We start from the raw sequence: 13,018 nt of genomic DNA on the forward strand, positions 1-13,018 counted from the left end.
AGAAAACATGAGTAAAGAAATGCTAGAGGCCTTCCGCATTTTGGAAGAAGACAAGGGAATCAAAAAAGAAGACATCATCGACGCAGTCGTAGAGTCGCTTCGTTCCGCTTATCGCAGACGCTATGGTCAATCAGACAGCGTAGCTATTGACTTCAACGAAAAAACAGGTGATTTTACAGTTTATACTGTCCGTGAAGTTGTTGATGAAGTATTTGATAGCCGTTTGGAAATCAGCTTGAAAGACGCTCTTGCCATTAATTCAGCCTATGAACTTGGTGACAAAATCAAGTTTGAAGAAGCACCTGCTGAGTTTGGTCGTGTAGCAGCTCAATCTGCCAAACAAACCATCATGGAAAAAATGCGCAAGCAAACACGTGCCATTACTTACAATACTTACAAAGAACATGAGCAAGAAATCATGTCTGGTACAGTAGAACGCTTTGACAACCGCTTTATCTATGTCAACCTTGGCAGCATTGAAGCCCAATTGTCAAAACAAGACCAAATCCCTGGGGAAGTTTTTGCTTCTCATGATCGTATCGAAGTTTATGTTTACAAGGTTGAAGATAACCCTCGTGGTGTCAACGTCTTTGTTAGCCGTAGCCATCCAGAAATGATCAAACGTTTGATGGAGCAAGAAATTCCTGAAGTTTATGATGGAACTGTTGAAATCATGAGCGTGGCTCGTGAAGCAGGTGACCGTACGAAGGTTGCTGTTCGTAGCCATAATCCAAACGTGGACGCTATCGGTACAATCGTTGGACGTGGTGGAGCTAACATCAAGAAAATCACTAGCAAATTCCACCCAGCTCGCTATGATGCTAAGAGCGACCGTATGGTACCAATCGAAGAAAATATCGACGTTATCGAGTGGGTAGCAGATCCAGCTGAATTTATCTACAATGCCATTGCTCCTGCTGAGGTTGACCAAGTTATCTTTGATGAAAACGACAGCAAACGTGCCTTGGTGGTTGTTCCTGATAACAAGCTTTCTCTTGCAATCGGTCGTCGTGGACAAAACGTTCGCTTGGCAGCTCACTTGACTGGTTACCGTATCGATATCAAGTCTGCTAGCGAATTTGAAGCTATGGAAGAAGCTGGTTCGGTAGATTTGGAAGCAGAAAACGATACTGTAGAAGAATAAAAGCTGCTAGAGGAGGGAAAGATGAAAACGAGAAAAATCCCTTTGCGCAAGTCTGTTGTGTCCAATGAAGTGATTGATAAGCGTGATTTGCTCCGCATTGTCAAGAACAAGGAAGGACAAGTCTTTATCGATCCGACAGGCAAGGCCAACGGCCGCGGCGCTTATATCAAGCTAGACAATGCTGAAGCCCTAGAGGCAAAAAAGAAGAAGGTCTTTAACCGTAGCTTTGACATGGAAGTGGAAGAAAGCTTTTATGATGAGTTGATCGCTTATGTGGATCACAAAGTGAAAAGAAGAGAGTTAGGACTTGAATAAGCAAAAGATAAGCAATCTCTTGGGACTTGCTCAGAGAGCAGGACGGATTATATCGGGTGAGGAATTGGTGGTTAAGGCCATTCAAGCTGGCAAGGCCAAGATGGTTTTTCTAGCCCATGATGCTGGACCCAATCTGACAAAGAAGATTCAAGATAAAAGTCATTATTATCAAGTAGAAATTGTAACCGTGTTTTCAACACTGGAATTAAGCATAGCAGTCGGAAAATCAAGAAAGGTTTTGGCTGTAACAGATGCTGGATTTACAAAGAAAATGAGGTCTCTTATGGAATAGAAGAGGAGGACATGATTTGTCTAAGAAAAGATTGTACGAAATCGCAAAAGAACTTGGAAAAGAAAGTAAAGAAGTTGTAGCGCGTGCAAAAGAGTTGGGCTTGGATGTGAAAAGCCACTCATCAAGTGTGGAAGAAGCTGTCGCTGCAAAAATCGCTGCCAGCTTTAAGCCTGCAGCTGCTCCGAAAGCCGAAGCAAAACCTGCAGCACCAAAAGCAAGTGCAGAAAAGAAAGCCGAAAAATCTGAGTCAGCTAAACCAGCTGTAGCTAAGGAAGAGGCAAAAGCGCCAGAGCAAGTTGCTCCGAAGGCAGAAAAAGTAGCAGCTAAACCGCAAAGCCGTAATTTTAAGGCTGAGCGTGAAGCTCGTGCCAAAGAACAGGCAGAACGACGCAAGCAAAATAAGGGCAATAACCGTGACCAACAAAACGGAAACCGTCAGAAAAACGATGGCCGTAATGGTGGAAAACAAGGTCAAGGCAATCGCGACAATCGTCGCTTTAATGACCAAGCTAAGAAACAGCAAGGTCAGCAAAATCGTGGAAATGAGCGCCGTCAACAAGAGGACAAACGTCCACATCAAGCGGCTCCACGTATTGACTTTAAAGCCCGTGCAGCAGCCCTAAAAGCAGAGCAAAATGCAGAGTACGCACGTTCAAGTGAGGAACGTTTCAAGCAGACTCAGGCTGCCAAAGAAGCCTTGGCCCAAGCAAACAAACGCAAGGAGCCAGAGGAAATCTTTGAAGAAGTGGCTAAGTTAGCTGAACAAGCGCAACAAGAACAGCAAGTTCAAGCAGTGGTTGAACTTACTCCTGTAGCTAAAGAAGCGCCAGTGGATACACGTCGTAAAAAACAAGCTCGACCAGACAAAGAACGTGACGATTATGATCACGAAGAAGATGGTCCTAGAAAACAACAAAAGAATCGAAGTAGTCAAAATCAAGTGAGAAATCAAAAGAATAGTAACTGGAATAACAACAAAAAGAACAAAAAAGGCAATAACAAGAACAACCGTAATCAGACTCCAAAACCTGTTACGGAGCGTAAATTCCATGAATTGCCAACAGAATTTGAATATACAGATGGTATGACCGTTGCGGAAATCGCAAAACGTATCAAACGTGAACCAGCTGAAATCGTTAAGAAACTCTTTATGATGGGTGTCATGGCCACACAAAACCAATCCTTGGATGGGGAAACAATTGAACTCCTCATGGTGGATTATGGTATCGAAGCCAAACAAAAGGTTGAAGTGGATAATGCCGATATCGAACGTTTCTTTGTCGAAGATGGTTATCTTAATGAAGATGAGTTGGTTGAGCGTCCACCAGTTGTAACTATCATGGGACACGTTGACCACGGTAAAACAACTCTCCTAGATACCCTTCGTAACTCTCGTGTTGCGACAGGTGAAGCAGGTGGTATCACTCAGCATATCGGTGCCTACCAAATTGTGGAAAATGGCAAGAAGATCACCTTCCTTGATACACCAGGACACGCGGCCTTTACATCGATGCGTGCGCGTGGTGCTTCTGTTACCGATATTACTATCTTGGTTGTAGCGGCAGATGACGGGGTTATGCCTCAGACTATCGAAGCCATCAACCACTCAAAAGCGGCCAACGTTCCAATCATCGTAGCCATCAACAAAATTGATAAACCAGGTGCCAACCCAGAACGTGTTATCGGTGAATTGGCAGAGCATGGAGTTATGTCAACAGCTTGGGGCGGAGATTCTGAATTTGTTGAAATCTCAGCTAAATTCAACCAAAACATCGAAGAATTGTTGGAAACAGTCCTTCTTGTGGCTGAAATCCAAGAACTCAAGGCAGACCCAACAGTTCGTGCGATTGGTACAGTTATCGAAGCGCGCTTGGATAAAGGAAAAGGTGCGGTTGCAACCCTTCTTGTGCAACAAGGTACCTTGAATGTTCAAGACCCAATCGTTGTCGGAAATACTTTCGGTCGTGTCCGTGCTATGACCAATGACCTTGGTCGTCGTGTTAAAGTTGCTGGACCATCAACACCAGTTTCTATCACAGGTTTGAACGAAGCGCCAATGGCGGGTGACCACTTTGCCGTTTACGAAGATGAAAAATCTGCGCGTGCAGCCGGTGAAGAGCGTGCCAAACGTGCCCTCATGAAACAACGTCAAGCTACCCAACGTGTCAGCCTTGAAAACCTCTTTGATACCCTTAAAGCTGGTGAACTCAAATCTGTTAACGTTATCATCAAGGCTGATGTACAAGGTTCAGTTGAAGCCCTTTCTGCATCACTTCAAAAGATCGATGTGGAAGGTGTCAAAGTGACCATTGTTCACTCGGCTGTCGGTGCCATCAACGAATCTGACGTGACTCTTGCTGAAGCTTCAAATGCTTTCATCGTTGGTTTCAACGTACGCCCTACACCACAAGCTCGTCAACAGGCAGAAGCTGACGATGTGGAAATCCGTCTCCACAGCATTATCTATAAGGTTATCGAAGAGATGGAAGAAGCCATGAAAGGGATGCTTGACCCAGAATTTGAAGAAAAAGTTATCGGTGAAGCAGTTATCCGTGAAACCTTCAAGGTGTCTAAAGTCGGAACTATCGGTGGATTCATGGTTATCAACGGTAAGGTTACCCGTGACTCTAAAGTTCGTGTTATCCGTGATGGTGTCGTTATCTATGACGGCGAACTCGCAAGCTTGAAACACTACAAAGATGACGTCAAAGAAGTTACAAACGGTCGTGAAGGTGGATTGATGATTGATGGCTACAATGATATCAAAACTGATGATGTGATTGAGGCCTACGTCATGGAAGAAATCAAGAGATAAGATTTTTTGCTCCTTTCTTAGGTGGTGAGGGACGCAAGCAAACCGATGGTTTCATTGCTTATTTTTGAGCCTAGGGTCTCAAAAATCCCCTGTGATGGGACTGATAAATCAGTTCCATCACTTTCACCACAGCGAAAGAAGCGGATGATTTCAAATTGAACTTCGTTTCAATTTGAAATGAAAATCAATAAGTTTAAAAATAGCTAGGTCTGCTGGCCTAGCTTTTGGTTCAAAGTAGAGAAAGGAATATCATGGCAAATCATTTCCGTACAGATCGTGTGGGCATGGAAATCAAGCGTGAAGTCAATGAGATTTTGCAAAAGAAAGTCCGTGATCCGCGTGTCCAAGGCGTGACCATCACAGATGTTCAGATGCTGGGGGACTTGTCTGTTGCCAAGGTTTACTACACCATTTTGAGTAACCTTGCTTCAGATAATCAAAAAGCCCAAATCGGGCTTGAAAAAGCAACTGGTACCATCAAACGTGAACTTGGTCGTAATTTGAAATTGTACAAAATCCCAGATTTGACCTTCGTCAAAGACGAATCCATCGAATATGGAAACAAGATTGACGAAATGCTACGCAATCTGGATAAGTACTAAGAAGGAGGGGTAACCCTCTTTTTTGGTGGAGGAAAAGGCAATAAAACATGCTGGAGGAATCTTTCCAGAGTTAAACATTATTAAAAAGCTTTATAAAATTTAGCTTGTATGATATTATAGGAAATGAGAAGAGTGAGATGAAACGATTTTTCAGCAATAGCCAGCAAGACTGGTATCGTTAATATTTTGAAAGTGTAGTTAAACGAGGGAAGATAATATGGGACTCATAAAAACTCTTGCTAAAACTTACGGGAATTACTTTTTGACCATGCAAGGTGTAAAAGTAATGAAAACGATAAAGAAAGATGACCATGCCGTTGTCGGTTTTGGGAAACTCTTTATTGCAGACAAGTTAATGGATACGGCTCGGTGGCTCATCAAGCCAGAGGATAAAAAATGAAATTTTTCTGGGGATTTCTTGCCATTCTTTTTATTAAACCGATTATTGGAATTATGAAATTCCTGTGGATGATCATCTCTTTTGCAGTCCAATTGCTGTTTTACAAGCTATTATTTAAGCTATTGGATTGGCTCTTTAAACTTTTTTAGTCCGTAATTCAAATCTCAGAGAACTAGCAAGTCTTGTACTGCTAGTTTTTTAATCTCTTTCCATATGGTATAATATAAGCAGTAAAATCATTTTATACTCAATGAAAATCAAAGAGCAAACTAGGAAGCTAGCCGCAAGTTGCTCAAAATAGTGTTTTGAGGTTGTGGATAGAACTGACGAAGTCAGTAAACATACCTACGGTAAGGCGACGCTGACGTGGTTTGAAGAGATTTTTGAAGAGTATTAGAACATACATGGAGGTCGTCATGGACAATATCATCGATGTGTCAATTCCTGTTGCAGAAGTGGTGGATAAGCATCCAGAAGTCTTGGAAATCCTAGTGGAGCTTGGTTTTAAACCCCTTGCTAATCCCTTAATGCGCAATACAGTCGGTCGCAAGGTATCGCTCAAACAGGGTTCTAAGCTTGAAGGAACTCCTATGGACAAGATTGTCCGCACACTAGAAGCGAACGGCTACGAAGTGATTGGATTAGACTAATGGCAGATGAACGGATTCATATCCTACGGGATATTTTGTTAGAATTGCACAATGGCGCCTCTCCTGAGTCGGTTCAGGAGCGCTTTGATGCGACCTTTACAGGTGTTTCGGCCATCGAGATTTCCCTTATGGAGCACGAGCTGATGAACTCAGACTCAGGTGTCACCTTTGAAGATGTTATGGAACTCTGCGATGTCCATGCCAATCTTTTTAAAAATGCTGTTAAGGGTGTCGAAGTTGCAGATACCGAGCATCCTGGTCACCCAGTTCGCGTCTTCAAAGAAGAAAATCTGGCCCTCCGTGCGGCCTTGATTCGCATTCGTAGATTGTTAGATACCTATGAGTATATGGAAGATGAGGAAATGCTGGTGGAGATGCGCAAGGGTTTGGTCCGTCAGATGGGACTTGTGGGGCAATTTGACATCCACTACCAGCGTAAGGAAGAGCTCTTTTTTCCCATCATGGAGCGCTATGGTCACGATTCGCCCCCAAAAGTTATGTGGGGAGTGGATGATCAGATCAGGGAACTCTTTCAAACAGCTCTAATGACAGCCAAGTCACTACCAGAAGTGTTAATTAGCAGCGTAAAAGAAGCTTTTGAAGCCTTTGCGACAGAGTTTGAAAGTATGATTTTCAAGGAAGAGTCCATCCTTCTCATGATTCTCCTTGAGTCCTTTACTCAGGATGACTGGCTTCAGATTGCGGAGGAGAGCGATGCCTATGGCTATGCTATCATCCGTCCGTCAGAAAAATGGGTGCCAGAACGTCAAAGTTTTGTTGAGGAAAAGAGTGCAGAGGAGTCTGTACAGCTAGATACGGCAGAAGGACAAGTTCAGCAAGTTATCGATACGCCAGAAGGACAGTTCACCATTACCTTTACCCCTAAGGAAAAGGAAACAGTGCTGGACCGTCATAGTCAGCAGGCTTTTGGCAATGGCTATCTTTCAGTCGAGCAGGCCAATCTCATCCTCAATCACCTCCCCATGGAGATTACCTTTGTCAATAAAGACGATATTTTCCAGTATTACAATGACAATGCGCCAGCTGATGAGATGATTTTCAAACGGACACCGTCCCAAGTCGGGCGTAATGTCGAACTCTGCCATCCACCTAAGTACTTGGACAAGGTCAAGACCATCATGAAGGGGCTTCGTGAAGGAAGCAAAGATAAGTATGAAATGTGGTTCAAGTCTGAGTCGCGAGGTAAGTTTGTCCACATCACCTACGCTGCAGTGCACGATGAAGAGGGAGAATTCCAAGGTGTGTTGGAATACGTTCAGGATATTCAACCCTACCGTGAGATTGATACGGACTATTTCCGTGTATTAGAATAAGGAGAAAAAATGAGTTACGAACAAGAATTTATGAAGGAATTTGAAGCCTGGGTCAATACCCAAATCATGATCAACGACATGGCGCACAAGGAAAGCCAAAAAGTCTACGAAGAAGACCAGGACGAGCGTGCCAAAGATGCCATGATTCGCTACGAAAGCCGCTTGGATGCTTATCAGTTCTTGCTTGGTAAGTTTGAAAACTTCAAAGCAGGCAAGGGATTCCATGATTTGCCAGATGGCTTATTCGGTGAGCGAAATTATTAAACGAGATAGATTCTTGATTTTTTACTAAAATCTTGATAGAATATTTATATTAAATCCTTGTCAGAGCAGGGGTTTTTTATTGAAAGGATTTTATCATGTCAAAGAAACTCAATCGTAAAAAACAATTACGAAATAGCCTCCGTCGTGCAGGTGCTTTTTCAAGTACTGTGACTAAGGTTGTAGAAGAGACAAAAAAAGTCGTAAAACGTGCTGAGAAGTCAGCAAGCCAAGCTGGTAAGGCTGTTTCTAAAAAAGTTGAACAAGCAGTCGAAGCTACCAAAGAGCAAGCTCAAAAAGTAGCCAATTCTGTAGAAGATTTTGCAGCAAACTTGGGTGGACTCCCACTTGACCGTGCTAAGACCTTCTATGATGAAGGAATCAAGTCTGCTTCAGATTTCAAAAACTGGACTGAAAAAGAACTCCTTGCCTTGAAAGGAATCGGTCCAGCTACCATCAAGAAATTGAAAGAAAATGGCATCAAGTTCAAGTAATTTTTCTTGTGCCTTGCATTTCCAAAAAAATCTTGCTACAATAGAGCCATTAGAGGTGTTTTGAATCCCACATTTTACAGAAAGTGGCGGTGCTGAGAAGTCCACAAATGTGTCAAAACTAGTTGCTAATGGATGAAAAATTGAAATAAAAGTGTCTTTTTGTTTTAAAGACGAGAGTTGCGGGCTCTGCCCGAAATTGGGTGGTACCGCGGATAACACATTCGTCCCTGTCATGTAGATGGCAGGGCTTTTCTTTTGCGTCTTAGTCAAAGGGGGTTGTTATGAAGCAATCTTTTAAAACAAGTAAACTCTACTATGGTTTTCCTATTTTCATTTTGGGGTATCAGGACCAGAACTTTGAGCAGAATATCACGACCTGCAGTTCCTCTTATAGCTTGGGAGATTGGCTAGTCATCGGTATCGGAGCTGAGGAAAATGCGGCTGAGCAAATCAAGCATTACCAGAAGTTTACTGTGAATATTCCTGATGAAAATCTCATGCTCGAGATGGAGCAGGCTGGTTTTATCAGTCATCGAGAGAAATTGAAACACCTAGGGCTAGACTACGAGATTTCTGAACAGACTCAGTCTCCGATTTTAGAGGCTTGTCCAGTCGTATTGGACTGTCAGGTAGATCGGATTATCGAGGAAGATGGAATCTGTCATATCTTTGCCAAGATTATCGAGCGACTTGCTGATTCTGAACTCTTGGATGAGAAAGGGCATTTTAAAAATGACCTTTTTTCACCGACTTACTTTATGGGGGATGGTCACCAGCGCGTTTATCGTTATCTAGATGACCGAGTCAATCCCATGGGAAGCTTTATCAAGGAAGCGAGGAAAAAGGATGGCAAGAGCTGAATTACCAGAACGATTAGAAACAGAACGTCTCGTTTTACGAGTCCGTACTGTGGCGGATGCTGAGGATATCTTTGACTATGCTAGTCGTTCGGAAGTCTCTTACCCAGCAGGCTTTCCACCCGTCAAGACCTTGGAAGATGAGATTTACTATCTAGAGAATATCCTTCCTGAGCGCAATCAAAAGGAAAATCTCCCAGCTGGTTATGGAATTGTTGTCAAGGGAACTGATAAAGTCATTGGTTCTGTTGACTTCAATCACCGTCACGAAGATGATGTTCTTGAGCTCGGCTATACCTTACACCCAGACTATTGGGGCAGAGGCTATGTACCAGAAGCAGCACGTGCCTTGATTGACCTAGGCTTTCAAGAATTGGGTATTCACAAGATTGAACTGACTTGTTTTGGTTATAATGTCCAAAGTCAACGAGTCGCAGAAAAGCTTGGATTTACCCTCGAAGCTCGTATCCGAGACCGTAAAGATGTTCAAGGGAACCGCTGTGACAGTCTGATATATGGTTTGCTGAGAAGTGAGTGGGAGGTGATTTGATGCATCTTTTCATCATTGGGGCTCCGGCTTCTGGGAAAATGACGATTGGTCAAGAGTTATCTCGACTGACAGATGCTACCCTCTTTTATAACCATCAAGCCATCGATTTTGCACTAGAAATCTATCAGGACTTTACAGAGGAAATGTGGGAATTTGTTCGTGGAATTACCTTTTCTTTCCTTGGAGCAAGTGCTAGGAATCAGCGATCTGTGATTTTAACAGACGTAATTGATTTTTCAAATCAGTACCAGTTGCTGTATTTGAAGCAAATTCAGGATTTGTTGGATGACTATCATCAAGAGATTCTTTTTGTGGAGTTGGAAACAAGTCTTGAGGAGCGCTTACATCGAAATCGAACGGAGAATCGATTAAAGCACAAACCCTTAAAACGACATATTGAGGTATCTGAAAGAGAAATTTTAGAGACCGCTGAAACACTTCAATTAAATTCCCAACATCAACCGAATGAGTTGCACCACTACCTTAAAATAAATAATACGAATCTGTCGGCAGAAGAGGTTGCTAAGCAGATTCAAGATAAAATGAATACAATAGAGAAAGGACAAACATATGTCTAAAGAACTTTCACCTAAATACAATCCAGCCGAGGTTGAGGCTGGTCGTTACCAAAAATGGCTTGATGCGGATGTTTTCAAGCCTTCAGGCGATCAAAAGGCTAAGCCTTATTCAATCGTGATTCCACCACCAAATGTAACTGGTAAGCTTCACCTTGGTCACGCTTGGGATACGACTTTGCAGGATATTATCATCCGTCAAAAACGCATGCAAGGTTTTGATACGCTTTGGCTTCCGGGTATGGACCACGCTGGTATTGCCACTCAAGCTAAGGTTGAGGAGCGCTTACGTGGTGAGGGTATTACGCGTTATGACCTAGGTCGTGAAAAATTCCTCGACAAGGTCTGGGAATGGAAAGACGAGTATGCCACTACTATCAAGGAACAATGGGGCAAGATGGGGCTCTCTGTAGACTACTCTCGTGAGCGTTTCACGCTTGATGAAGGTTTGTCAAAAGCGGTTCGTAAGGTCTTTGTGGACCTTTACAAGAAAGGTTGGATCTACCGTGGTGAATTCATCATCAACTGGGACCCAGCAGCTCGCACAGCCCTTTCTGATATCGAGGTGATTCATAAGGACGTGGAAGGTGCCTTCTACCACATGAACTACATGCTAGAAGACGGCTCACGCGCCCTTGAAGTTGCGACAACTCGTCCTGAGACCATGTTTGGGGACGTTGCCGTTGCGGTCAATCCAGAAGATCCACGCTACAAGGACTTGATTGGAAAAAACGTCATCCTTCCAATCGCTAATAAACTAATCCCAATCGTTGCAGACGAACATGCCGATCCCGAGTTTGGTACTGGTGTTGTTAAAATCACGCCTGCCCATGATCCAAACGACTTCTTGGTTGGTCAACGTCACAACTTGCCACAAGTCAATGTTATGAACGACGACGGTACTATGAATGACTTAGCATTCGAATTTGCAGGTATGGACCGTTTTGAAGCTCGTAAGGCAGTCGTTGCCAAGTTGGAAGAAATCGGTGCCCTCGTCAAAATCGAAAAACGTGTCCACAGTGTTGGCCACTCAGAGCGTACAGGTGTTGTGGTTGAGCCACGCTTGTCTACGCAATGGTTCGTCAAGATGGACCAATTGGCTAAGAACGCTATTGCCAACCAAGACACAGAAGACAAAGTTGAATTCTACCCACCTCGTTTCAACGATACCTTCCTTCAATGGATGGAAAATGTTCACGACTGGGTAATCTCTCGTCAGCTCTGGTGGGGTCACCAAATCCCTGCTTGGTACAATGCTGAGGGTGAAATGTATGTCGGTGAAGAAGCACCAGAAGGTGACGGATGGACTCAGGACGAAGATGTCTTGGATACGTGGTTCAGTTCTGCCCTTTGGCCATTCTCAACTATGGGCTGGCCTGATGTCGACTCAGAAGACTTCAAACGTTACTTCCCAACTTCAACCTTGGTAACAGGTTACGATATCATCTTCTTCTGGGTGTCTCGTATGATCTTCCAATCCTTAGAATTCACTGGTCGTCAGCCGTTCCAAAACGTCCTTATCCACGGTCTTATCCGTGACGAGCAAGGACGCAAGATGTCTAAATCTCTTGGTAACGGGATTGACCCGATGGATGTTATCGAGAAATACGGTGCCGATGCCCTTCGTTGGTTCCTTTCAAACGGTTCAGCACCAGGGCAAGACGTGCGCTTCTCTTACGAGAAAATGGATGCTTCATGGAACTTCATTAACAAGATTTGGAACATCTCTCGCTACATTCTCATGAACAATGAAGGCTTGACTCTTGAGCAAGCAACGGCTAATGTGGAAAAAGTTGCTAACAAGGAAGCTGGAAACGTTACTGACCGCTGGATCCTCCACAATCTCAACGAAACGATAGGCAAAGTTACTGAAAACTTTGACAAGTTTGAGTTTGGTGTGGCTGGCCACATCCTCTATAACTTTATCTGGGATGAGTTTGCGGACTGGTACGTTGAGTTGACCAAGGAAGTCCTTTATAGCGATAACGAAGGAGAGAAAGTCATCACACGTTCTGTTCTCCTATACACTTTGGACAAGATCCTTCGTCTCCTTCACCCAATCATGCCATTTGTGACAGAGGAAATCTTTGGACAAATCTCAGAAGGCTCTATCGTTACAGCAGAATACCCAACTGTCAACCCAGCCTTTGAAGACCTTGTTGCCCACACTGGTGTGGAAAGTCTCAAAGACTTGATTCGTGCTGTTCGTAATGCGCGTGCGGAAGTAAATGTAGCTCCAAGCAAGCCTATCACAATCCTTGTTAAGACCAGTGATAGCGACTTGGAAGCCTTCTTTAACAGCAATGTCAACTACATCAAACGTTTCACAAATCCAGAACACTTGGAAATCGCATCAACCATCCCTGCACCTGAACTCGCTATGTCAAGCGTCATCACAGGAGCAGAAATCTACTTGCCACTGGCAGACCTCCTCAATGTAGAAGAAGAACTGGCTCGTCTCGACAAGGAACGGGCTAAATGGCAAAAAGAACTGGATATGGTCGGTAAGAAACTCTCTAACGAACGCTTCGTAGCCAATGCCAAACCAGAAGTCGTCCAAAAAGAACGCGACAAACAAGCTGACTATCAAGCTAAATACGACGCGACTGTAGCACGTATTGATGAGATGAAGAAACTCGTTAAATAAATAAACATTAAGCAGATTCTGATAATTAAGCTAATATCAGAACTGCTTTTTTAGTTGATTTATGGTAGAATTAAGGGTAAAA

14 protein-coding genes are annotated in these 13,018 nt (G+C 43.5%); all 14 read left to right on the forward strand.

The features are described 5' to 3' along the window. Nucleotides 1–7 precede the first annotated feature (7 nt). The 14 genes from nusA (at nt 8) to JJN14_RS02185 (ending at nt 12,936) form a co-directional block, all read left to right on the forward strand. The gene (gene nusA, locus JJN14_RS02120) at nt 8–1,144 is read left to right on the forward strand and encodes a transcription termination factor NusA (protein WP_000032285.1); all 1,137 of its coding nucleotides are present in this window, start codon (nt 8–10) and stop codon (nt 1,142–1,144) included. A 21-nt stretch (nt 1,145–1,165) separates the two neighbouring features. Further along, entirely contained in the window at nt 1,166–1,459 is a 294-nt protein-coding gene (rnpM, locus tag JJN14_RS02125; protein ID WP_000857557.1) for an RNase P modulator RnpM, read from the forward strand. Next, a complete protein-coding gene (locus tag JJN14_RS02130; RefSeq protein WP_201058774.1) occupies nt 1,452–1,751 on the forward strand; it encodes a YlxQ-related RNA-binding protein in 300 nt (99 codons plus the stop codon). The genes rnpM and JJN14_RS02130 overlap by 8 nt, the downstream gene beginning before the upstream one ends. A gap of 16 nt (nt 1,752–1,767) precedes the next feature. Then, the gene (gene infB / locus JJN14_RS02135; protein WP_201058775.1) at nt 1,768–4,566 is read left to right on the forward strand and encodes a translation initiation factor IF-2; all 2,799 of its coding nucleotides are present in this window, start codon (nt 1,768–1,770) and stop codon (nt 4,564–4,566) included. A gap of 251 nt (nt 4,567–4,817) precedes the next feature. Next, a complete protein-coding gene (gene rbfA, locus JJN14_RS02140; protein ID WP_201058776.1) occupies nt 4,818–5,168 on the forward strand; it encodes a 30S ribosome-binding factor RbfA in 351 nt (116 codons plus the stop codon). A gap of 217 nt (nt 5,169–5,385) precedes the next feature. After that, entirely contained in the window at nt 5,386–5,568 is a 183-nt protein-coding gene (locus tag JJN14_RS02145; protein ID WP_000522944.1) for a hypothetical protein, read from the forward strand. 416 nt (nt 5,569–5,984) lie between these two features. Next, the gene (locus JJN14_RS02150; RefSeq protein ID WP_000368739.1) at nt 5,985–6,218 is read left to right on the forward strand and encodes a DUF1858 domain-containing protein; all 234 of its coding nucleotides are present in this window, start codon (nt 5,985–5,987) and stop codon (nt 6,216–6,218) included. Continuing rightward, nucleotides 6,218–7,552, forward strand: a complete 1,335-nt coding sequence (locus tag JJN14_RS02155) for a DUF438 domain-containing protein (RefSeq protein ID WP_201058777.1) — start codon at nt 6,218–6,220, stop codon at nt 7,550–7,552. The genes JJN14_RS02150 and JJN14_RS02155 overlap by 1 nt, the downstream gene beginning before the upstream one ends. Nucleotides 7,553–7,561: 9 nt before the next feature. Continuing rightward, nucleotides 7,562–7,816, forward strand: coding sequence for a DUF1912 family protein (locus JJN14_RS02160; RefSeq protein WP_000119706.1), 255 nt, complete (start codon nt 7,562–7,564; stop codon nt 7,814–7,816). 95 nt (nt 7,817–7,911) lie between these two features. Beyond that, on the forward strand, nt 7,912–8,307 hold the full coding sequence (locus tag JJN14_RS02165; protein WP_045605660.1) for a helicase: 396 nt from the start codon (nt 7,912–7,914) through the stop codon (nt 8,305–8,307). Between the two features lie 281 nt (nt 8,308–8,588). Continuing rightward, nucleotides 8,589–9,167, forward strand: a complete 579-nt coding sequence (locus JJN14_RS02170) for a flavin reductase family protein (protein ID WP_201058778.1) — start codon at nt 8,589–8,591, stop codon at nt 9,165–9,167. Beyond that, nucleotides 9,154–9,714, forward strand: coding sequence for a GNAT family N-acetyltransferase (locus JJN14_RS02175; RefSeq protein ID WP_201058779.1), 561 nt, complete (start codon nt 9,154–9,156; stop codon nt 9,712–9,714). Before JJN14_RS02170 ends, JJN14_RS02175 begins: the two co-directional genes overlap by 14 nt. After that, nucleotides 9,714–10,292: an AAA family ATPase gene (locus JJN14_RS02180; RefSeq protein WP_201058780.1), complete on the forward strand. Its 579-nt coding sequence runs from the start codon at nt 9,714–9,716 to the stop codon at nt 10,290–10,292. Before JJN14_RS02175 ends, JJN14_RS02180 begins: the two co-directional genes overlap by 1 nt. Continuing rightward, nucleotides 10,285–12,936 (forward strand): valine--tRNA ligase, encoded by a 2,652-nt coding sequence (locus JJN14_RS02185; protein WP_201058781.1) that lies wholly within the window; start codon nt 10,285–10,287, stop codon nt 12,934–12,936. Before JJN14_RS02180 ends, JJN14_RS02185 begins: the two co-directional genes overlap by 8 nt. The last annotated feature ends 82 nt before the right edge of the window (nt 12,937–13,018 follow it).

The organism is Streptococcus mitis (assembly GCF_016658865.1).
In the GTDB taxonomy this organism is placed as follows: Bacteria; Bacillota; Bacilli; order Lactobacillales; family Streptococcaceae; genus Streptococcus; species Streptococcus mitis_BT.